Source organism: Desulfogranum aggregans (assembly GCF_055398265.1).
Window position 1 is genome coordinate 4,660,303 of sequence record NZ_AP042447.1, and the last position, 21,944, is coordinate 4,682,246.

Annotated in this window: 19 protein-coding genes and 1 tRNA gene; 10 read left to right on the forward strand and 10 right to left on the reverse strand. The window is 52.4% G+C overall.

All coding sequences use genetic code 11. The features are described 5' to 3' along the window. Positions 1–151: 151 nt before the first annotated feature. Entirely contained in the window at positions 152–1,114 is a 963-nt protein-coding gene (locus ACZ52Z_RS20355) for a hypothetical protein (RefSeq protein WP_464268602.1), read from the reverse strand. Between the two features lie 98 nt (positions 1,115–1,212). Between ACZ52Z_RS20355 and ACZ52Z_RS20360 the strand changes: the two genes are divergently transcribed. Continuing rightward, positions 1,213–2,388 (forward strand): RtcB family protein, encoded by a 1,176-nt coding sequence (locus ACZ52Z_RS20360; RefSeq protein WP_464268603.1) that lies wholly within the window; start codon positions 1,213–1,215, stop codon positions 2,386–2,388. Between the two features lie 55 nt (positions 2,389–2,443). On the opposite strand, the gene sppA is transcribed toward ACZ52Z_RS20360, so the two are convergent. From sppA to ACZ52Z_RS20375, 3 genes are all read right to left on the reverse strand, one after another. Beyond that, positions 2,444–4,303, reverse strand: a complete 1,860-nt coding sequence (gene sppA / locus ACZ52Z_RS20365; protein ID WP_464268604.1) for a signal peptide peptidase SppA — start codon at positions 4,301–4,303, stop codon at positions 2,444–2,446. Between the two features lie 125 nt (positions 4,304–4,428). After that, positions 4,429–6,360 carry a hybrid sensor histidine kinase/response regulator gene (locus ACZ52Z_RS20370; protein ID WP_464268605.1) on the reverse strand — a complete coding sequence of 644 codons (1,932 nt, stop codon included), beginning with the start codon at positions 6,358–6,360 and terminating at the stop codon, positions 4,429–4,431. Between the two features lie 176 nt (positions 6,361–6,536). Beyond that, entirely contained in the window at positions 6,537–8,675 is a 2,139-nt protein-coding gene (locus ACZ52Z_RS20375; protein WP_464268606.1) for an HDOD domain-containing protein, read from the reverse strand. A gap of 340 nt (positions 8,676–9,015) precedes the next feature. Between ACZ52Z_RS20375 and ACZ52Z_RS20380 the strand changes: the two genes are divergently transcribed. From ACZ52Z_RS20380 to ACZ52Z_RS20395, 4 genes are read left to right on the forward strand one after another with little or no spacing between them, the layout of a single operon-like run. Next, entirely contained in the window at positions 9,016–9,366 is a 351-nt protein-coding gene (locus ACZ52Z_RS20380) for a hypothetical protein (protein WP_464268607.1), read from the forward strand. A gap of 3 nt (positions 9,367–9,369) precedes the next feature. Further along, positions 9,370–9,768, forward strand: a complete 399-nt coding sequence (locus ACZ52Z_RS20385) for a hypothetical protein (RefSeq protein ID WP_464268608.1) — start codon at positions 9,370–9,372, stop codon at positions 9,766–9,768. Between the two features lie 57 nt (positions 9,769–9,825). Beyond that, entirely contained in the window at positions 9,826–10,920 is a 1,095-nt protein-coding gene (gene mtnA / locus ACZ52Z_RS20390) for an S-methyl-5-thioribose-1-phosphate isomerase (protein WP_464268609.1), read from the forward strand. Next, the gene (locus ACZ52Z_RS20395) at positions 10,920–11,555 is read left to right on the forward strand and encodes a class II aldolase/adducin family protein (RefSeq protein ID WP_464268610.1); all 636 of its coding nucleotides are present in this window, start codon (positions 10,920–10,922) and stop codon (positions 11,553–11,555) included. The genes mtnA and ACZ52Z_RS20395 overlap by 1 nt, the downstream gene beginning before the upstream one ends. Before the next feature lie 60 nt (positions 11,556–11,615). Here ACZ52Z_RS20395 and feoB read toward each other — a convergent pair whose 3' ends face one another. The 6 genes from feoB to gltX all read right to left on the reverse strand — a co-directional run bounded on the left by feoB (position 11,616) and on the right by gltX (position 18,255). Continuing rightward, entirely contained in the window at positions 11,616–13,796 is a 2,181-nt protein-coding gene (gene feoB, locus ACZ52Z_RS20400) for a ferrous iron transport protein B (protein WP_464268611.1), read from the reverse strand. 122 nt (positions 13,797–13,918) lie between these two features. After that, positions 13,919–14,101, reverse strand: a complete 183-nt coding sequence (locus tag ACZ52Z_RS20405) for a FeoB-associated Cys-rich membrane protein (protein ID WP_464268612.1) — start codon at positions 14,099–14,101, stop codon at positions 13,919–13,921. 39 nt (positions 14,102–14,140) lie between these two features. Beyond that, positions 14,141–14,467, reverse strand: a complete 327-nt coding sequence (locus ACZ52Z_RS20410; RefSeq protein ID WP_464268613.1) for a FeoA family protein — start codon at positions 14,465–14,467, stop codon at positions 14,141–14,143. A 320-nt stretch (positions 14,468–14,787) separates the two neighbouring features. Next, a complete protein-coding gene (locus tag ACZ52Z_RS20415; protein ID WP_464268614.1) occupies positions 14,788–15,018 on the reverse strand; it encodes a FeoA family protein in 231 nt (76 codons plus the stop codon). 40 nt (positions 15,019–15,058) lie between these two features. Then, positions 15,059–16,753, reverse strand: coding sequence for a glutamine--tRNA ligase/YqeY domain fusion protein (locus ACZ52Z_RS20420; RefSeq protein WP_464268615.1), 1,695 nt, complete (start codon positions 16,751–16,753; stop codon positions 15,059–15,061). After that, positions 16,750–18,255 (reverse strand): glutamate--tRNA ligase, encoded by a 1,506-nt coding sequence (gene gltX, locus ACZ52Z_RS20425; protein WP_464268616.1) that lies wholly within the window; start codon positions 18,253–18,255, stop codon positions 16,750–16,752. Before gltX ends, ACZ52Z_RS20420 begins: the two co-directional genes overlap by 4 nt. A 626-nt stretch (positions 18,256–18,881) precedes the next feature. Between gltX and ACZ52Z_RS20430 the strand changes: the two genes are divergently transcribed. The 5 genes from ACZ52Z_RS20430 to ACZ52Z_RS20450 all read left to right on the forward strand — a co-directional run bounded on the left by ACZ52Z_RS20430 (position 18,882) and on the right by ACZ52Z_RS20450 (position 21,874). Continuing rightward, a complete protein-coding gene (locus ACZ52Z_RS20430) occupies positions 18,882–19,202 on the forward strand; it encodes a DUF1844 domain-containing protein (RefSeq protein WP_464268617.1) in 321 nt (106 codons plus the stop codon). 27 nt (positions 19,203–19,229) lie between these two features. Then, positions 19,230–20,135 (forward strand): 4-(cytidine 5'-diphospho)-2-C-methyl-D-erythritol kinase, encoded by a 906-nt coding sequence (ispE, locus tag ACZ52Z_RS20435; RefSeq protein WP_464268618.1) that lies wholly within the window; start codon positions 19,230–19,232, stop codon positions 20,133–20,135. 31 nt (positions 20,136–20,166) lie between these two features. After that, positions 20,167–20,241, forward strand: a tRNA-Gln gene (locus ACZ52Z_RS20440). Between the two features lie 87 nt (positions 20,242–20,328). Beyond that, positions 20,329–21,267: a ribose-phosphate pyrophosphokinase gene (locus tag ACZ52Z_RS20445; RefSeq protein ID WP_464268619.1), complete on the forward strand. Its 939-nt coding sequence runs from the start codon at positions 20,329–20,331 to the stop codon at positions 21,265–21,267. 49 nt (positions 21,268–21,316) lie between these two features. Further along, positions 21,317–21,874, forward strand: coding sequence for a 50S ribosomal protein L25 (locus ACZ52Z_RS20450; protein WP_464268620.1), 558 nt, complete (start codon positions 21,317–21,319; stop codon positions 21,872–21,874). Positions 21,875–21,944: the final 70 nt, after the last annotated feature.

The following is a 21,944-nucleotide window of genomic DNA, read 5'->3' on the forward strand; positions in this document are numbered from 1 at the left end:
TGCAAGACATCCTGCAGGGGCAAATATGCACAGTTAAGTACGTATTGCTCTATTCCCGTATCGCCCAACACGTTGCCGCCTTGCCCTGTAGCGTTTATATATTGAACACTCACTGATCGGTTATAGTGTACCACGGACGCTGCACGAATGTCTATAGCGTGATAAAATAGTAAAAGATGGTCATGCAGGCAATGCTCACGGTGCGAAAACTCTGGGAGAAAAAAATAAGCTGAGCGGCCAGCGCGGGTTTGAAAATTCCCGCATAGTAGGGAAACTGGTGCCGTACCGCCCGTATGGGGGACGAGAGTACATTGCCTACCAGCAGGGCAAGGATGATATCGCGCGTACCCATACTGCCGTCGGCAAGCATTGCACCGGCTGCGGCCAAACCAGCAGAAAATTCGGCGGCAACATGGAGGACGATAATGGACATGGACTGGGGAGAAAGCCAGGCAAGCCAGGTGAAATGGGTCGCCATATACCCTTCGAGTACGTCAAACAGGCCGATCTGATTGAAAAAATAAAAAAGAATATAAATAGGGACAGTGAAGCGGATAATTTTTTTCATCCGCGTTTTAAATCGTTTGAGGGTCTTGTCCACGGCACTGCCCATAGTTGGCCGCTCAGCAGGTTTGGCCGATGATTGCAGGGAGGAGGAAGCAGGCGGCAGTAGAAAATGGGCCAGGAGGGTGATGCACAGGGTGCGGAGAATGGCAGCACCGAAGGTCAGCCCCACATATACGACTGCCGCGCCTTTGATGAGCGGTGCTGTAATGAAAAAGGTTGTCGGGAGATGGAGAAAATAGGTAGGCAGACTGTTAAAGAGATTTGCCAGAATAAGCTCTTTTTTGCTGATGGTCCGTTGGTCATATCCCTCTGACAACATGGTATTTGCGGCCACCCCTGAAAAAAAGGCCATGGAAAAGGACGCGCCCGTCAGCGAAGAGAGGTGACCGAAGCGAGTCAGCGGCTTTGCCAGGACGGCAATTTTACGCGTCCAGTTCAGGGCCTCGATGAAGTTGGCCACCAGCAGGCCAAGGGCTATGAAGCAGAGAAGCCGAACAAGGGGCCAACCAAGCCCTGTCCACAATTCTGAAAGGAGGTCTGCTGACATGAAAACGGCGTCCTGGTCGAAGAAAAGGCAGAAAAGACGATGCCCGATTGCAATGGGTGACCACTATAATCCCATGGAGAAAAACAGCAAGAGCTGTCATGCGTAAGCGAATAGAAACTGAACGAATTCCGTTGTTGCTCTGGCTCGACGACCTTGATCCAGAGGCCATGCAGCAGGCGATGAACCTGGCGAATCTTCCCTTCGCCTTTCATCATGTTGCCGTTATGCCGGATGCTCATGTCGGATATGGAATGCCCATCGGCGGGGTACTTGCTACCAGGGGTGCGGTCATTCCCAATGCCGTCGGGGTGGACATCGGTTGTGGTATGTGCGCTGTGCGAACGGGATTCAATGAAACAGCAAGTGAGCAATTGAAAAAGGTTCTGGGGCGCATACGCCAGGCGATCCCTCTCGGGTTTAAGCACCATCGCGCTCCAATGCCTGCGGCACTGATGCCCGATATCCCTTCAGGAGAAATGGAAAAGCGATTGCCGATTGTTGCCCGCGAGTATGCCAGTGCCAGGCACCAGCTGGGCACCCTGGGCGGCGGTAATCACTTTATCGAGATCCAGCGGGGCAGTGACAACCGCATCTGGTTGATGGTGCACTCAGGCAGCCGTAATCTGGGGTATAAGGTGGCAGCCCACTATAACAAGCTTGCCCAGAAGCTCAACAAGCGTGCAGGCTCCACCATACCCAAAGAGTGGCAGCTGGCCCACTTGGTTCTCGGTACCGAGGAGGCGGACTGCTACCTGTCGGAGATGCAATACTGCACTGCCTTTGCCAAGGCAAATCGCCGGGTGATGATGTTCGCTGTTCAGGAGGTTTTTTCCGAAATAACGGGGTGTGATAACTTTGATCCGATCGTCGACGTGGCCCACAACTATGCCGCTGCTGAGGACCATTTTGGAGAGCGGGTGCTTGTTCATCGAAAAGGGGCGACCCGTGCGTATGCGGGGGAGGCCGGGATTATTCCAGGTTCACAGGGAAGCTGCAGTTATATTGTTCGCGGACTTGGCAATCCTGATTCCTTCGCGTCCTGTTCCCACGGTGCCGGTCGCGTTCTTGGCAGGAAACAGGCTCAGCGTACCCTGGACCTGCAGCACGAGATTGCGCAACTGGATCAGCGTGATATTCTTCACGGACTCCGAACTCGAAAGGACCTGGAGGAGGCTCCCGGAGCCTATAAAAACATTGATCAGGTCATGGAAAATCAGCGTGATCTGGTTGAGGTGACGGTGCAGCTCTCTCCCCTGGCGGTGGTGAAAGGATAAGCAGATATGCGACAATGTGCCCAGCTGTTGTGACACGAGTGCCGGACAATGGGCCTTAAAAGGTGAATAACGCCTCATCAAGCAGGCTATGGGCATAGAGATCGTGTGGGTCGGCACTGCTCTTGATCGAGAGGAAGTCGGCCGATGCAATGAACGCCTGATTCAACGGCCCTGGCAGGATGGAAACCAGGGTTCGTTGCAGGCTGCCGTTTCCGTACTGGCTGAACAAGCCCATCCAGCCGCTGCCAGCAGGAGTGACATAAAGGGCGTTTTCTGCCGGAATACCAGCAAGATCAGCAGCTGCGGCAATAGCGTCTTCCAGGGTGCCGAGCCGATCGATCAGGCCAAGGCGCATGGCAGTTTTGCCGTCCCAGACCCTGCCCTCTGCAACCATGTTCACTTTATCCAGCGACATGTCTCTTCCCTCGGACACGATGGAAAGGAATTGGTTGTACCCGTGCTCCACGCTTAACTGGTGGTACTGTATCTCGTCTTCGCTCATGGTTGTGGCTGGATTGCCGAACAGAGCGGTTTTCCCTGTGCCTACGCCATCGCCATGGACCCCTATTTTTTTCAGCGTCTGTTCAAAGGTCGGCACTGCGCCAAAGATGCCGATGGAGCCGGTGAGCGTAAATGGTGATGCCACAATAAGATCGGCATCCGCTGCCAGCCAATAGCCGCCTGAGGCGGCCATGCTGCCCATGGAAATGACCACCGGTTTACCGGCCTGCTGTACCGCAAGCAGCTCCTGGCGGATAAGCTCCGACGCAAACGCCGAGCCACCGCCGGTGGATAGGCGAAGAACCAGAGCTTTGATCCGCTGGTCCTTTCTGGCTCTTTGTATTTGCCTTGACAGGGGGGTCGAGCCAATCTGGTTGACAGCGCCATTGCCATAAAGGATGTTGCCGGTGGCCGTGATAATACCGACCAGTCCATCGGCATCCCCGGGTACAGAGGTGTATGAGCGGGGCAGAATCCTTAGGTAGGTGGCATAGGAAACCAAGGATGTTTCCTTCTGTTCGCCTGTCTCCTGGGACTGTTCATTGAGGAGTTTGTGCAATTCCTGCCTGTCTTTTACGCCGTCAATCAGGCCGTTGTTCAGCGCCATCTGGCTGGCGTTTCCTTTGGCAGCGGCAAGAAGAGACGGGAAATTGTTCACCACATTCTTGAACTCGGCCGCTGTCATGCCGCGGTGTTCGGCAATATCCGTGCTGTAGACCTCCCAGAGCGCATCAAGCCAGGTTTTGTTAGCCGCCTTTGCCGGTGCTGACATGTCATTTCGGGTGAGCGGCTCAAGAGCAGACTTGAAGGTTCCTACCCGAAAAACATGAAAATCAACAGAGAGCTTTTTGAACAATTCGTGGGCGTAGAGCCGAAAGACGCTGAAGCCTTTTACCTGTACCCTCCCCATGGGATGCAGATATATTTTGTCAGCCCATGAAGCCAGGTAGTACTGGAGTTGCGTATAACTGTCGGCTGCGGCGATAACCTGTTTGCCGGCGGCTTTGAAATAGGCCAGAGCGTTTCCTATGGCTCTGACCTGGTTGAGCCCTGCTGCATTGATCTGGTCGGGGTCAAGCAGGATGGTATCTATTTTCGGGTCATCGGCTGCAGCGTAGATACAGTCGAGGAGGTCTTGCAGGAGAATGCTTGTCTCTACAGGTACCCCTGCCAGGTTATTCATCAGATGAGTGAGCGGGGCTGCAGGAGAGCGTTGTTCAACGATGTCGCCCTGGGGAGCAATGACCAGCGTCGCCCCATCCGGTATCTCAGGCGGCTGTCGGTTCAGCAGGGCTGAGCCGACAAGTAAGAGCGAGGCCAGGAAGAGAAAACATGCACCCAGTGCCATGCCTACGGAGAGTAATTTCCACAGCCAGCGGAAGGGGAGCCAGAGAAGGGAAAGGAATTTTTTCATCGGGATGCGTTCACAAAGAGAAATGCCGTTTGGCGTTTGAGAGTCGGATGGTTTTTTATCCCTTCACGGTACCGCCAAATCCCTGCAAAGTCAATTTTCAGTAAACAGCGGGCAACCTTACTCCACTAGTGCAGGGAAAGCCCGAACAGTTCGTCCTGAAGGGCTTGGCCAAGCTCTTGTAGCGAATAGGGCTTTTTTATGAATTGGGAGACACCGAGTTCTTTGACCTTGAGCAGGTCGGCGCTGGTAGAATATCCGCTTGTGATGATAGCCTTCTGTTTCGGCACGTGTTCGAGAATGAGGCGATAGGTCTCGCACCCGTTGATGCCCGGGTCCATCAGCATGTCCAGCATCACCAGGTCAACCGGATGCTGTTTGATGTACTCAATGGCATCTTCGCCTGAGGGAACCGCTATTGGCTGGTAGCCGAGGCGTCGGAGAAGACGGGTGGCTATTTCCCGTTGACTTTTCTGGTCGTCTACGACGAGTATCCGTTCACCTTTCCCCTTATAGGTGGGGTTCGCCCTTGGTTGTCGTATCCGGTTGACATCACGTTTACTTGACGGAAAATAGAGGGAAAAAGTGGTCCCTTCTTTGCTGCTCACCAGATCGACATACCCGCCATGGTCGTGGACCGTGTTCCACACCACCGCCAACCCCAGGCCGGTACCGCTTCTGCCCATGATTTTTTTGCTGTAAAACGGGCTGAATATTTTGGCAAGATCATCCGGTGAAATCCCCGAACCTGTATCCTCCACCGTGATGACAGCATATTCACCAGCCTCAATGGTCTCGTATCCCATGTAGCTTTCGGCAAGAGTGACGTTTTTGGTCGAAATGGTGATTGTTCCCTTGCTATCTATTGCCTCTGCTGCGTTCAGTACCAGGTTCATTACCGACTTGGACACGTGCATGGATGAACAGGCGACATTGAACAGTTTTTCCTCCAGATAGGACTCGATCACAACATCTGGAAATCGTTGTCGAATAGTATTGTATTCGACTGAGCTGAAATAGCTGGAGATAATAATATTGACGTTCTGGATTTCCTTCTTGCAGGTGGCGCCGCGTGCGACGGTCAGCAGGTCATCCACCACGGCAGCTGCCCTTTTTCCGGCGTCGCGAATCATGGTGATTTCTTCGCGGTATTTAAACGATTCATCCAGGTCAAGCAGCAGCAACTCCGGATAGGTGATGATGCCTGCCAGGATATTGTTGAGATCATGAGCAACAGATCCCGCCATTAGACCAAGGGATTCCATGCGCCTGGCATCGGCGAGTTGTTCCTGAAGGGATATTTTCTGCTGCATGGCCAACTCGCTGACCGTCACGTCGCGGATTGCAGCCACCTGGACTTGCTGAGCCTTATAATCGATATGCTTGACCCGTATTTCCACCGGGAACTTTTCTCCATCTTTCCTGATCCCCCTTGCCTTAAACGGGCCGATGGTGTCCGGATCGGTTTGAAGATGCAGTGTCTGGATGGAATCCCTGTCCAGCAACACGTCAAAAACCTGTTTACCTAGCAATTCTTCTCTGCTGTAGCCAAACATCTCACACAGTTGATTGTTGGCCTGGAGCATGGTGCCTTTATCGTAAAGGATAATCCCCTCCCAGGTCGCCTGTGAGAGCTGGCGAAAGCGTTTTTCACTGTTTTTGAGGTCGTTTTCCAGTTGCTTGTGCCGGATACCGAGGGCAATGGTTCGAGTGATCCTGTCCGGGGAGCAGGGTTTACGCAGAAAATCATAAACCCCTTTGCGTAGCGCCTGTACCGCATTGTCCACTGTGGCGCTCCCGGTAAGAATGACCACTGCTGTCTCAGGGTGGGCGCTGGTTGTGTGTGCAGCCAGCTCAATGCCATAGATATCAGGGAGTCCAATATCAATGATTGCCGCGTCATAGGTGAAATTATTCAGGTAAAAGAGTCCTTCTTTGCCTGAACTTGCCGTTTGCACTTCATACCCCTCTTTTGCAAACAATACCTCAAGACTTTTACAGAAATGAGGCTCGTCATCAATGAGTAGTATCGAGTGACCCATGGATCTGGAGAGAATCAAGAATTATCTGAACATTCCGGTGCGCCGGCACCAGTCAAGGAAGGATATGAGGGGTAGTGCAGGGGAAAGAAAAACATGGCTGCAATCTCTCTGGTTGTAGAGTTAGCATTTACAACATTGAAACTGTTTTGTTGCAAGAAGTCCAATGAAAACATGTAATTTGCGGAAAATTGCTGTTATTTTTCATGTGCTGGTAGCGAAACACTAAATGTTGTGCCCCTATTGTCCGTGATGCACAATATTTCTCCGTTCATATCCTCGACCAGTTTTTTGATTATTGCAAGTCCAAGGCCGGAGTGACCGTTGTGTTTGGTGGTGAAGCCAGGCGTGAAGATTTCGTCTTTCTGACTGTGGTCAATCCCCGGGCCGTTGTCCTTGACAGTGATAACTAATCGATTGTTTTCAGCCGCTGTTTTCACATCAATTTTTCCCCTCGGCCCAGTCGCTTCCATGGCATTGTTCAGCAGGTTGATCATGATCTGGCGTATACTGTCCTGGTTAACGCTGGCTTCAGGCAGATGCTCACCGGGGGTGTAGATGATTGTCGGTGCCTCGTCATGTCCCGGCAGCGAGCGATATAGATCCAGAATAGTGGACAGGAGTTCGTTCATGTCGGTTGGTTCCTGGGGTCTTGGCGCCTGCTGCACGGCAAGATCCCTCAGTTGGTCCGTTAACTGTCCTATTCTATTCAGTTCTTCGTCAATAATCCCTAACTCGGAAATGATATCTTCGCCTTCCTGATGCTTGAGACGCAGGATGTGCGTATAATTCTTAAGAATCGCTACCGGGTTATTAATTTCATGGGCGACTTTTCTCGCCACCAGAGAGGCCGCGTTGATCTGCTCCTGCAGCAGCTCTTTGGTACGGCGCATGCGCAGTTGTTCAAGGTAGAGGGCAATAGCTGCATGTTGTACAAGCAGATGGATGGGCGTCAGTTGACCGAGAAAACTCTTTACCCCTTTCTGCTGAAGGCCGATGATAAGGATGCCCTGGAGTTCTTTACGGTGTACCATGGGGATGGCTGCAAAACCCTCTCGCTTGAGGAGGTGGGAGAGCTGTTTATCGAGCAGCGTCGGCAGGGTGGAACAATCCGGTGAATCGCAGAAGGAGTGGACCAGGCAATTTTTACGAACTGCCTGGTCGAGAAGGCTGTTGCCGTCGGTGGCAATACTGAAGTGGAAACGGCCTGCGTCGTCAGCAAGCGGATTTTCAGGCGATGTATGGCCCTCAAGCCGGGTGTGGGAGTTGTCGGCCCAAAGAAAAAAAAGACAGTTTTCCTCATTAAAGAGAATCTTCAGGCTTCGCTCTGCCGCCAGCATGACCTGGTCAACATCTGTTGCTTTCAGCAGCTGTTCAAGCGCCCCGATAAGCTGGGAAATGTCTCTGACTCGGCTGATGAGTCCCAGTGAGACCTCCTTGTGCACCTCTTCACTGCTTTTTTCCTGCTCCATTGAGCTTTGAGACGAGACAGGGACGCGAATATTCAGCTTTTCGGCAACCTCTCCCACCTGGGTGTCGACTTTTTCGACAATGGCTTTTGTCTGTTCCGGGCGTAAGTGCAGCAACTGTCCGGCTGCTTTCAGTACATCGTCACTTGTGCCGTCATCGTGACTGATCATGTCGGCAAGGGCTATGATCTTTGTCAGTGTCAGGGCCTGTGCGATCTCCTCCACAGGATGATGATGATAGCGTATGGCATCTGTCAGGATTGTCGGGAGGTGCCATTGTTCGCAGAGCCAGGCGCCGGCCTCGCAATGATCGATGTCGAGTTTTTCTTTTTCCAGAAAGGCGAGTCGGGCTTCGTGGCAGCGAATGCCTTTGAGCAGAAGGGGAGCATATTGTCCGGGAAAGGCCATCCACAGGATTAACTTGCCGATATCATGAAGCAGGCCGGCAAGGTAGGCCTCGGCAGGGGAGGGAAAGGAAATGGATTCAGCAATGGTCTGGGCGATCAAGGCATTTTGAAAGCTGTGGTACCAAAATCGATCCAGAGAGAGCAGTCCATTGGTTTCCACCCGTCGGAAAACCTGTTGAACCGAAACACTGATGGCAAGATTTTTTATGGCATCTGCACCGAGAAAAATTACTGCCTGGCCGACATCGGTAAATTGTTTTCGACTGCCGATAAAAGCGGAATTGACCAGTTGAAGGATTTTTGCACTCAAGGGTGCATCTTTGCCTACAATAAGACTGACTGCGTTCAGGTCAACTTCCGAGGCATGGCAGGCGTCAATGAGCTGCACCAGAACTTGCGGCATGCTGGGCAAGTTGCCCGATGTCTTTAAGCGCTCAAGTTCCTGGTGTTGATTATTCATCTGTACAGTTCAGCCTGCATAATGCATAAGGGAGAGAGAAGAAGACGCTGGCGTCGCATCCGCGCTAGGTAGAAATACCTAGTTAGCAGATATAAAATTTTTAATCAATACATTTGATTGTATAAAAAATTGTATTTTGCTTGTCAGGGAAATGCTCTTTTTGGGTGGGCTGATTATTTTTGCTTGGCTGTAAAAAAAAAGGCGTCATCGTGAAATGTAAATATACCTTGACCCATTATTTACAGGTTGGGTAGTGTTGCCCACAGAATAGCCGTTGGCTGGAAGCGGTCAGTGAGCCGCCTGCTTTTTATACACTAATGCTACAGAGGAAGAAAAACGAATGCGAATATCAAAGAAAGTACATCTGCTGTTTGGCCTGGCCTGCATTGTTGCCGTCAGCGGATCTTATGGATGTGCCAAACAAAAGACATTTGGTGCCGTGAAGTTCACTAGTACCCCGCCCGGAGCCGAAGTCGTCAATCTCAAGGATGATGCAACCCTCGGAACGTCGCCGGTCGTTGTAACCTGGGAAGGTGAAGACGGCAAGCCCGAATATGTGACCGTGCAGATGCGGAAAAGCGGGTATCGGGAGGAGATCACTTCGTTTTGGGTCAATAAACGGCATCCATCGAGGGAAGAGGCCCAGGAGCAGGCACAGCAAATTAACGTGGATATGATCAAGAGGAAATAAGACATGCGACAAAAAATAGCAGGAGCAATGAGTGGCATCAGGCAAGGCATTCTGCTTGCGTTGGTCGGGGGCGCGGTGATCATGGCTGGTTGTTCAAGTAAAACGGCGAGCGTACGCTTTAAGGTCAACTCAGAACCCGAAGGGGCACATGTGCTCTACAAGGCTACCGGCAAGAACCTTCCCTGTGGCGACCGGTGGGTTTACCTGGGAAACACCCCCTTGCGCGGGGTACACCAGTTTAATGAGAAGGAGCTGGAGGATACCAAAAAAATCACCATGAAAGTGATGCATAATGGTTATCATGAACAGCAGATTGAATGGGATGGGCCCAGCTTCTGGGAAGAAGCTGAAGGGCGCGGCGTCATTTTCTGGACACCTGAGATGATACCCGTTTCCGAGTAAAAGATTTACTTTGTTCGGTTGCCTGTTTCCTTTTCCCTCAAGCACGGTACATCGCTCATGCAGATAAACGGTCAATCTTATCGGTCCATTTGGCTTGCGCCGGACGGTCGAACCGTACAGATTATTGATCAGACCAGACTTCCCCATGCCCTGGTAACGCGTGACCTGCATACTGTCAACGATGCCATTACCGCCATTGCGGACATGCAGGTCAGAGGCGCGCCGTTGATAGGTGCGACCGCAGCGTACGGCATATGTCTTGGACTGCGGGAGGAGTGTTCAGCCGCCCAGCTGGACCGTCTTGTTAACCGGCTCTTAGAAAGCAGGCCAACGGCTGTTAATCTCCGTTGGGCGGTGGAACGTATAAAAGGCGCACTGGTCGGCCAGCCGCCCGACGAGTGGCTTTCGCTTGCCTACCGGGAGGCTGCCAGACTCTGCGATGAAGACTGTACAGTCAATGAGGCAATCGGCAATCATGGGTTGGCGATTATCGAGCGAATATGGCGAGCAAAGCAGCAGCAGGGAAGGATAGATGTCCTGACCCATTGTAATGCCGGCTGGTTGGCCACCGTGGACTGGGGTACCGCCATTGCACCGATTTATAAAGCGGCAATGGCCGGAATACCGATCCATGTCTGGGTTGATGAGACCAGGCCCCGCAATCAGGGCGCACATCTTACTGCGTGGGAATTAGAGGCAGCGGGCATCGACTATCACCTGATTGTGGATAATGCCGGTGGGCACCTGATGCAGCGGGGCATGGTCGATCTGTGTATAGTCGGTACCGATAGAACGGCAGCCAATGGCGATGTGTGCAACAAGATCGGCACTTATCTCAAGGCACTTGCCGCAGCAGACAATCATGTTCCCTTCTATGTAGCTCTTCCCGGGTCCACCATAGATTGGTCGGCCAAGAGCGGTATTGACGATATTCCCATCGAGGAGCGAGGCGCTGAAGAAGTGCTGTCCGTTCAGGGGATGGGGAAAGAGGGCGAGCTTGCGGTGGTAAGCATAGCCCTTGATGGCACCCCTGCCTTTAATCCGGCCTTTGATGTGACCCCGGCTCATCTGGTGACAGGCCTGATTACCGAGCGAGGTGTTGCCGAGGCCTCTCGCCAAGGCTTACTTTCCCTCTTTACGGAGAACGGGTAATGTCGACCACCCAGTTACGGTCAGCATTGGTCGCTGTTGCCCGCAGCATGAACAGCAGCGGCTTGAATCAGGGAACTTCCGGCAATGTCAGCGTGCGTTGCGGCGATCGCTTTCTGCTTACTCCATCCGCGCTGCCCTATGAAGCATGTGGTCCTCAGGATATGGTTGACATGGGGATGGACGGCAGTTACCTCAGTGGGGGGCGTAAACCCTCAACAGAGTGGCGAATTCATCGGGATATATACACAAACCATCCCGATGCGGGCTGTGTACTGCATGCCCACTCCGTATGGTGCACCACCCTGGCATGCCTGGAGGTCCCCATCCCTGCCTTTCATTACATGGTCGCAGTTGCCGGTGGCGACAGTATCCCTTGTGCACCTTATGCTCCATTCGGCAGTCAGGAACTCTCCGATGCACTCCTCCATTCGCTGGATGGCCGACGCGCCTGCCTGCTTGCCCATCACGGAATGGTCTGTTTTTCCAGGAAACTTGACAACGTGTTGGCACTGGCAACGGAAATAGAAGCCTTGGCCAAAATGTATGTTCATGCCTTGCCAATAGCGCCTCCGCCTTTGCTCTCCCAGAGCCAGATGGCAGAGGTGCTTGATCGGTTTGCCGACTACAAGCCCTGATCACACGGGGCTACAAGGGGAGTGCGCCGCTCACTTCCCCTTTTCCATGGAGGTGCTCCATCAATAGAGCAGCATCCCAATCTGGTACACCCCTGCAGCCAGGAAAAAGGCAAATCCGGTATTAAAGGCCATGGAAAAAAAGGCCCACTTCCAGGATCCCGATTCTCGGGCAATGCAGACAACTGTCACGAAGCAGGGAGCATAGAACATGATAAAAAGAAGAACTGCCAGAGCAACCACCGGATTCCAGGCAGGGTCGGATGCCAGACGTTGGGTAAGGGAAGTGGATTGTTCAGGGGCCACGTCCCCGAGAGAGTAAGCTGTTCCCAAGGTGGAGACGATGACCTCTTTGGCCGCAAAACCCCCGACAAGAGCGATATTGGTGCGCCACTCAATCCCTGCCAGCTGGCTGATCGGTTCAAGGGCAACACCAATACGGCCGGCGATGGAGTTTCTGAGGCCTGCTGCAGCCTCCTCTTTCTGCAGGGCTAGCAATGTCCGGCTAATTTGCTTTTTTTCCTCTTCACTGGTTGCCGCCGCAGCCTGCTGCTGCAAGTGCTGCCGCTGCTGGTGGTAAACGACTGTATTTTCTTCGGGCAATTCAGGATAGGTCATCGCTGCCCAGAGAAGAATAGAGATGCCGAGAATTACCGTACCCGCCTTCTTGATGTACTGCCATGTCCTTTCCCAGGTGTGAATGAGCAATCCTTTGAAGGTGGGGAGCCGGTAAGGGGGGAGTTCCATAACAAAGGGCGTTGACTCTCCTTTCAGGACGGTCATCCGCAGGAATTTTGCCGCGCACAGGGCTACGATCCAGGCAAGGACGGTGGCAAAAAACATGTAGCGCGCCTGATGGTCGGCAAAAAAGGCACCGATGAGCAGGGTGAGGACCGGCAGTTTTGCACCGCAATTCATGAAGGGCACTGTAAGCAGAGTAGCCATTCGCTCTTTCGGGGAGCGGAGTGTTCTGGTCGCCATGACTCCGGGAACTGCACAGCCCCCTGCAATGCCACCGGAGATGATGAAGGGCATAACCGACGAACCGTGGAGTCCGAAAGCGTGGAAAATACGATCCATCATAAAGGCGACTCGTGCCAGGTATCCACTGTCTTCGAGCACGGCAATACCGAAAAACATGAACATGATGATGGGAACGAAGCCCAGCACCCCACCCACGCCGTCAATAACGCCTGAAATAAGCATGGATTTAAGCGGACCGTCTGCCAGAAGCAAATCCACGGTGCTGCTCATGATGGCGAAGACCATATCGAGCGCATCAACCAAAAAGCCGCTGGTACTGAAGGTGAACGCGTACAGACCAAACAGGATGACAGCCATGATCAACGGGCCTAGCAACCGGTGGGTGACAACTTTATCGATGCGATCCGAGGTGTAAAGCCTGTCACCGACAAATTTGCTGGTAACGATTTGCTGACGCATAATCGATTTTATGAACCCGTAGCGGTGATCGGCGATAACTGCTTCGGGATACACTCCCGCCGTCTGTTGCAGGTGATTGGCAACTGCCTCACACCTCTGCAGCAGGTCCTCGGTCAGTTCCGCATTGGCGGCAGTAGCTTTCTCCACAACCTGTTCATCATTTTCCATCAGTTTTACCGCCGTCCACCGGGGCGGATAGGTTGTCGTAAGAAGGTCGTTGCCTACGATAAGCGGGATCATTTCTGAGAGTGCCTCATCGATATCCGAGCCGTAACGAAGGAAAGCCGGCTTCGGTGGGGGCGCCGTGTCCACTGCGGCGAAAACCGTATCAAGCAGCTGATCAACTCCCTTTCCGGATCGGGCGATAATGGGGACGACAGGAACGCCGAGCATCTCGCCCAGCTTTTCTGCGTTCACCTGTAACCCTCTGTTTTCGGCCACATCGATCATGTTGAGCGCAATGACTATGGGCACACCGAGTTCCAGAAACTGGCAGGTCAGGTAGAGATTGCGCTCGAGATTGGAGGCATCGACAATGTTAACCACCATTTCCGGCCGCATGTTGACCAGGTAATTGCGAGCGACAAGTTCTTCTGAGGAGTAGGCTGTCAGGGAATAGGTCCCCGGCAGATCAATGACCGTCAACCCCTGCTGTTTGTGGAGGCAGCATCCTTCTTTATGCTCGACAGTGATTCCCGGGTAGTTGCCTACATGTTGGCGGGAACCGGTGAGATAGTTGAACAGGGTGGTTTTTCCGGCATTGGGATTGCCAGCCAGAGCAATGGTGATGACGTTGTCCATGAAAAGCGTACCAGCGTACAAAGGTAGAGGGTTGCCCCCTGCACCCTGTGGCGAACGGGGGGAGTGATGATGTCCTTACTGCTGCCGAAGCGGTAAGCACGCCCGGGTGAGCGACGGACCGATCAGTCGGTTGATTGACGGGTGCACCGTGGGAGAGTTTTCAGTTCTTGGGGTGTATCGCAATCCGTACAGCTGCAGCCGCAGGAAGTACTGCCTCGTCCCTGAAAGGTTCTTAAGAGACGTCGGCCGGTAAAAAATGCGGCGAGCGCAAGAAATAGGCAAACAATGATGGATTGTGCGTTCATGAGGCTTCACGAGAAGGGTTGGCGGTATGCGGGGTTAGGTCAGGCCGGCGTTACCAGGATGCTGGCAGCGGAAAGCTCGTCAAGGCTTATGGTGCCGCCGTTGATCTTTACCAGGCATTGCCTGCCCCCCCCGCCTTTGCACAGCAGTTCGATTTCATTCCCCGGTATAAGTCCCAGGTTGGTCATCCTGGCGCATGTTTTCCTGTCGCCTTTGACCGAACATACCTTTAATTTCCCGCATGCGCAGGTAGCCTGATGCAAAGGGTAGGAGGCTGTGCAGCGGTTATTTTGAAGCTTTCCTTGCATGCATCGTTGCTTCATCCCGTGGAGAAGGCAGCAGGTCTTTTTAAGGTGCTTTTTTTTCATAAAACCTTCATGGATACGAGAAGGGGAGGGGTAAAGGCGCCATCCCATCAGTACTCCCTTGAATGGAATCGGTTGTCGATGCACTCCAGGGAGGCGGCTCGTAAAATATTTGTGTTAGGTACACCAAACAATGAGCACTGTCAACAATTTTGCCAAGCGAAAAACGTACGCCATGGCCGGTAAAAGGGGGAGAGACGCAAAGCGCTTTTGGCAAAGGAAAAAGGCGGCAGGATGCCGTGGTCAGGAGAGGGGGAGAAAGAGCGCCTGCCCGTCCCGATCACCGTTCGTCGGTGACCGGGAGGTGAGAGTGGGGGGAATAGTTATATTTCTACTTCAATATAGTCTGCTTCATTGTTGCGAAGGGTCAGGGTGCTACCCATCACCCGAAGGGCAACAGGGTCGTTTAACGGTGCCCGCTGCTTGATGGTGATGGTTGTTCCTGGTACCAATCCCATTTCACGGATTCTTCTGCCAAGTTCGCCTCCGGCTTTGACCGAGACAATCGTACCGCTTTGGTTGATCGCCATTTTTCTCAGATTGATAGTTGCCATAAGTACTCAGCTGTGTGCAGTGGAGAGATGGTTGATTCGGCTATTGTTTCTTGGCAAGTTTTGCCCAGCTGTCGCGCAGGGTGACGATGCGATTAAAAATCGGCCGCTTGCTTGTGCTGTCTTTGGAATCAATGCAGAAATAACCTTGGCGTTCGAATTGAAACCTTGTCTCCTGGGTAGCTGTCCCAAGTTGGGGTTCCAGGCGACAGCCGCGTAGTATCTGTAAGGAAGAGGGATTTAAAAATTCCTTAAAGTCCTTCTTCTTGTCTGCATCGGGAAATTCAGCGGTAAAGAGCCGGTCATACAGTCGTACATCGGCACTGATTGCGTGGGCAGCAGAAACCCAATGGATAGTGCCTTTGACCTTGCGTCCATCGGGAGCGTTGCCTCCTCTGGTTTCCGGGTCGTAGGTGCAGTGTAATTCCGTCACCTCCCCGTTGGCATCCCTGATGACCGAGTGGCAGGTGATGAAGTAGGCGTAGCGCAGCCGGACCTCCCTGCCAATGGATAGGCGAAAGAATTTTTTGGGCGCATCCTCCATGAAGTCCGATCGCTCAATATACAGCTCCCGGCTAAAAGGTAAGGAACGGGTGCCCAAATCCGGATTTTGCGGATGATTGAGAGCTTCCAGCGTTTCCACCTGTTTTTCCGGGTAGTTGGTGATGACGACCTTGAGCGGATCGAGAACTGCCAGGGCCCGGGGCGCATGGGTGTTCAGGTCTTCACGGATCGCATTTTCCAACACCCCCATATCAATCCATGATTCACGTTTCCCCACTCCAATGCCACTGCAGAAATTCCTGATCGATGCCGGAGTGTACCCCCGGCGCCGAAGCCCTGATATGGTGAGCATGCGTGGATCATCCCAACCAGATACATGCCCCTCTTCAACCAACTGCAGCAATTTGCGTTTGCTGGTGACGGTAAAGTTGATGTTGAGGCGTGCGAATTCGATCTGGCGGGGATGGCAGGGCGTCTGGAGGGTTTCAAGTACCCAGTCGTACAAAGGGCGGTTGTTTTCAAACTCCAGAGTGCAGAGGGAGTGGGTAACGTTTTCCAGCATATCGGACAGGCAGTGGGTAAAATCATACATCGGGTAGATGCACCACGAATCTCCGGTTCGATGATGGCTGGTTTTCATTATTCTGTAAAGAACAGGGTCCCGCATGAGAATATTGGGCGAAGCCATGTCGATTTTCGCCCGCAGGGCACAGGTACCCTCCTCAAGTTCGCCATTTTTCATCTGTGCAAACAGGCGTAGATTTTCCTCAGGGCTTCTATCCCGGTACGGGCTAGGCTTTCCCGGTTCGGTCAGTGTCCCTCGATATTCGCGCATCTCGTCGCTACTCAGGTGGCAGACATAGGCCTTGCCCATCTCGATCAAACGTACCGCAAAACCATGGAGTTGATCAAAGTAATCAGAGGCATAATAGAGGTGCTGCTCCCAGTCGAACCCCAGCCATCGCACATCCCGTTTGATGGCTTCAACGTATTCGGTTGATTCTTTATCCGGATTGGTGTCGTCAAAGCGGAGGTGACAGGTTCCGTTGTTTTCCGCTGCGATCCCGAAATTGAGGCAAATGGATTTAGCGTGCCCGATGTGCAGAAATCCATTTGGTTCCGGAGGAAACCTGGTGACAATCTGCGCATGTTTGCCGGTTGCAAGGTCATCAGCGATAATCTGGCGAATAAAGTCCAGCGGCTTTTCACTGGCAGGAGGCGTTGCTGCTTTCATGTGTTGGTATCACCTTTTTCAAGTGTGGGAAACAGGTGGCTGATGTCGCTGAGGCGGGCAACAACCGTGTCCTGGCCAAGGGTGGCCAGTATATCAAACATGGAGGGGCCTGCCAACTGTCCTGTGAGTACCGTCCGCATCCCGTTGATGAGGATGCCGGGTTTGATGTCCAGTTCCTCGGCCATCTCTCGGGTTGTCTGCTCAGCAGTCTCCTGATTAAACTGGGGCAGCGCGGAAAAGCGTTGGCTCAGTTGCGGCAGCCACTTGATGAGGTCAGGATGTTTAAGGACATTTTTTTTCAGTGGTTTTTCCTCCACTGTAAAGGTGTCGGCAAAATAGGCTCTTCCCGTGGTCGTAAAATCATCCAGCGTATGAAAACGGTCGCGGATAAGGTCAAGGGTCGCCAGGTACCAATCGCGTCGTGTCGTTGTATACGCTGGATCCCAGAGGTCGGCCTGCTTGAGGCGTTCTTCGACCAAATCGCCGAGCAGTTCAACATCCAGTGTCCGCAGATAGTGTTCGTTGATGGCGATCAATTTGGGATCGGTGAAAAATTTTTGATCCCCAGCACGGTAGTTGAACACCGAGTTGACTTTGCTGATGCGCTCCAGGGAAAAGAGATCAATAAGTTGCTCACGGGAAAAGAATTCCTGCTCAGTGCCGGGATTCCAGCCGAGCAGGATCAGGAAATTACAGAGAGCCCAGGGAAGGAACCCTCTTTCTTTGTAAAATTGTACAGATACAACTTCGCCGTGGCTGCGTTTGGATATCTTTCTTTTTTTCAGGTCGAGAGTGAGCGGTATGTGAGCAAACACCGGCATTGGCGCGTCCAGTGCCTCGTAGAGAAGAACCTGACGCGTTGTATTGGTCATGTGGTCCTGGCCCCTGATAACATGGGAGATTCTATCTCGTATGTCATCAACCACATTGCAGAGCAGGTAGAGCGGTTTGCCGTTGGAACGTACAATAACAAAATCCTCCATTTCACTGTATGCCCGTTCAATAGTTCCCAGCACTGTGTCATGGTAGACGAGCGTTCCTTCCCGCCGGGGCACTTTAAAACGAATGACGGAGGGCAGCCCTTGGCTTTCCTTGGCCGAAACCTCATCGGCGCTGAGATGACGGCAGGTGCCGTCGTATCCTACAGCACGCTTCTCCGCCATGGCCTGTTCGCGTTTGCGGTCAAGCTCTTCCTTGCTGCAGAAACACTTGTAGGCCTGCCCGGATTCAAGAAGCTGGCGGGCGGCACCAAGGTGATCGTCGGCATATTCGGTCTGGAAATAGGGCCCTTCATCCCACGGCAGGTCAAGCCATCGTAGTCCGTCAAGGATGCCGTCTATGGAATCCTGGGAGGATCGATCGGTATCTGTATCCTCTATTCGCAGGATCAATTTGCCGTTATGTTTCTGGGCAAACAGCCAATTAATAAGTGCTGTTCGGGCGCCACCGATATGTAGGTATCCTGTTGGGCTGGGTGGGAAGCGAACGCGAACATCAGGCATGGATATACTCCTCTAGGGTTGTATGAAATTGAAAAAAAGCAGGGTAGGCCAAGGCGGCGGTTTTTTTTGGAATTCGAGCGAGAATCAGGGAACCGCCGTGTTTGGGGTACCGTGTCTTTGTCGAGGCTGGCCGCAGTCGGAGTCGAAGTATTGCTTCCAGGTTTTTCCATGAGTAGGCGAAATGTCATGGTTAAAAAGTAGGGATGACCAGGGGGATGGTATTCAGGAGGCCTCAGGGATCCCAGGGATTGATGCGCAGTACAAAGAGGAACAAAACCCGTCAAATTATTCGTGAGAGCCAACTGTCAACGACATTCACACGCAACAGTGGAGCCGCTGCGTCCTCTGATAAACGGTTAACCAGGGAAGAAATCGAGTACGTATAGCGTTTCCGCAGAAAATCTTCAAGAATAAGGTGAGGGAAACACCATTTTCCTCTTTTTTCCACACCCTGTTGAAGGCAAGGCACGCAAAATTTTTTAGGAGTTGTTCCATGGGGTGTTACGCATTATACTGTAAATTTGCTTGAATAACATTGGCAGCGATCCTCCTTTCAGGCCGGGAGGTTGCATGATTGTCGTAATTTTTTGTTGCCTGGAAGAAGAAGGAAGAAGGAAGGGGTGGTTATGATAGATAATTTGTCAAATTGCGATGAATGTCCCGATGGGATGGTGAAGGATGAATCCGGCCGTTGCGTTATGCCGCAGGTCACATTTACCTCCTTTATTTTGTCCCTCAATACCTCAGCCCTTTTCCACATGGGTGAGCTGCCGCACCCGGAAAGCGGTCAAAAGGTAATTGATGCAGGCCTGGCCAAACACACCATTGACACCATCGATCTGTTAAGAGAGAAAACCTCAGGAAACCTGGATCCTGAAGAGCAGGAACTGGTAACCAGGGTGCTGTATGACCTGAAACTGAAATATGTCAATTTACAACGAGCCTGAACGGTTCCTTTTTCTGCGGGAAAAACCTTGAGCTGTTTCGGATCGATTCAGGTTGAAGCGCCTGCAAAGGTGAATTTTTTCCTGAAAATTACCGGGAGAAGAGCAGACGGGTATCATACGCTGGCCTCGCTGATGCAGAAGGTCCGTCTCTGCGACCGAGTTGTCATGCACCTACGAGATACCGAAGGCGTACGTCTGTCGTGTCCGCAAAGCAATCTTCCGGAAGATGAGGACAATCTTGCCGCAAAGGCTGCATACGCCTTCCTGGATCATGTAAAGATGCTTGATGACCGTACTGTTTGCGGCGTGGACATTCTTCTCCTTAAGAGGATTCCTGTAGCTGCAGGGCTTGGTGGGGGAAGCAGTGACGCGGCAGCAGTGCTGTCCGGTCTCAACAGGCTCATGGGGCAACCCCTTGCTCCGCAGGAACTGGCAGCGATCGGTGTCCAACTTGGGGCAGATGTTCCTTTTTTTCTGGATTCGAGTTCTGCGTGCTGGGCCGAAGGGATTGGTGAACAGCTGACATCTGTGCCTACCATCTCCAGTCTCCCGTTGGTGTTGGTGAACCCAGGATTCGGTGTCTCTACCAAGGCAGTTTATGAAAAATATGCATTGACAAGGGGCAGGGATAGTATTAACCTAGAAAATTCGCGTATTGAGTCGTGGAAGCGGGCGTGGGTCGAGTCAATATCGCGTCAAGAGTTTCCAGCGACTGCATTGCTGAATGACTTGGAGCCGGTAACGGCCTCCATGCATGCTGAAATTAAGAATATTAAAACAAGGTTGATGGCCTGTGGAGCGGAAGCGGCGATGGTATCCGGCTCCGGGCCGACAGTTTTTGCTGTATTTGCTGATTCGCAACAGGCGCAAAAATGTTGTCAGGCGTTGAAGAAGCTGTATCGTTCGGTTTTTTTCACTTCTCCCGCCAGTTGAGCCGAAGTGGGAAGCAGTAGTGTGATTAGGCTGGGGCGTCGTCAAGCGGTAAGACACAAGGTTTTGATCCTTGCATTCGGGGGTTCGAATCCCTCCGCCCCAGCCAGCTCGCTTTCAGTGACATCCCGCAAACCGAACGTCGCCTCTTTTTGTCGTCGACCTGCTCTCCGGCAGATTTACGCGAGAATGCATAATGCCCAATATAATGAAAATTTTTACAGGAAATGCCAATCCGGCGATTGCCCGGGAGATATGCGATTACCTCGACATGCCACTTGGCAAGGCTGAGGTAAAACAGTTTGCTGACGGGGAAGTCTCCGTGGAGATCGGCGAAAATGTTCGTGGGACTGACGTCTTTGTCATTCAGCCGACCTGTCCGCCGGTGAATGACAGCCTGATGGAGCTGGTCATTATGGTGGATGCCCTGCGCCGTGCCTCTGCTCGCAGGATCACTGCGGTGATGCCTTACTACGGCTATGCCCGACAGGACCGAAAAGTACGCCCCCGAGTTCCTATCAGTGCCAAGGTCGTGGCTGAGATGTTGATGGTTGTCGGAACCCGAAGGGTACTGAGCATGGACCTCCATGCAGGGCAAATCCAGGGGTTTTTCAATATTCCGGTGGATCATCTCTATGCTGCCCCGGTACTGCTGGAGTATATCCGCAACAGATTCGAAGACGTGGTACTGGTTTCCCCTGATGCCGGTGGAGTCGAACGGACGAGGGCGTTTGCCAAGCGGCTGGATGCCTCACTTGCTATCGTCGACAAGCGAAGAGAGACGGCCAACGAATGTGAAGCCTTGCATGTTATCGGTGACGTAGCCGGTAAAACGGCAATTCTTCTTGATGATATGGTGGACACCGCCGGTACCTTATGTGGCGGCGCAGAGATTCTGCGGGAAAAAGGTGCAAAAGAGGTACATGCCTGCTGCTCGCATGCCTTGCTTTCAGGGCCTGCGATTGAACGCCTTGAGCAAGCACCGATAAAGTCCATGTTGGTGACGAATTCCATTCCATTGAGGGCTGAGGCAAAGGCATGCGATAAAATTACAGTGCTGTCGGTTGGACCATTGCTTGGTGAGGCAATACAACGCATCCACAATGAAGATTCCGTCAGCTATCTTTTTGTATAATCCAAGAGTATTACTTTTTATATCAACCCGGAGTTAGGGGAGGCTTTCCATGTTACAAGTCGATATGGCGGCTGATATCCGTACGGTGTTCGGCAAAGGGCCGATGCGGCAATTACGGATGAAGAATATTACGCCGGCAAACCTGTACAGTAGCGGAAACCCGGCTGTTTCACTACAAATAGATGCCGGTAAGCTGTTTAAAAAACTGCTGTATATTCACGGTCGCAATGCCGTTATAACCCTTGACGTCGAAGGCGACGACAAGGATAAACGGCATGTTATGGTTCAAGAAATCCAAAAAGAGCCGGTAAGTGGAAAGGTCATGCATGTGGATTTCCTCGAGATCGAGCTGGATCAGCCGCTGGAATTTACCGTGCCTGTAGAATATACAGGAACAGCCAAAGGGGTTGACCTGGGGGGTGAACTGCAGGTGTTCAAGCATACCATCAGGCTGAAGGGGCGTCCCATGGACGTGCCTGACAGTATCCAGGTAGATATCACCCCGCTCGAGCAAGGAGGCGCAGGTATTACCTATGGCGACCTCCCTGTTCCTGAAAATCTGACCATGCTGGAAAAACCCAAAACAACCTGTGTTGTTGTCTATTAAAGGCAGCTTTTTTCTCAGAACATCATCTGCCTGTCGGAGCCGGCTTTAAAGCCGGCTCACTAATTTCTGC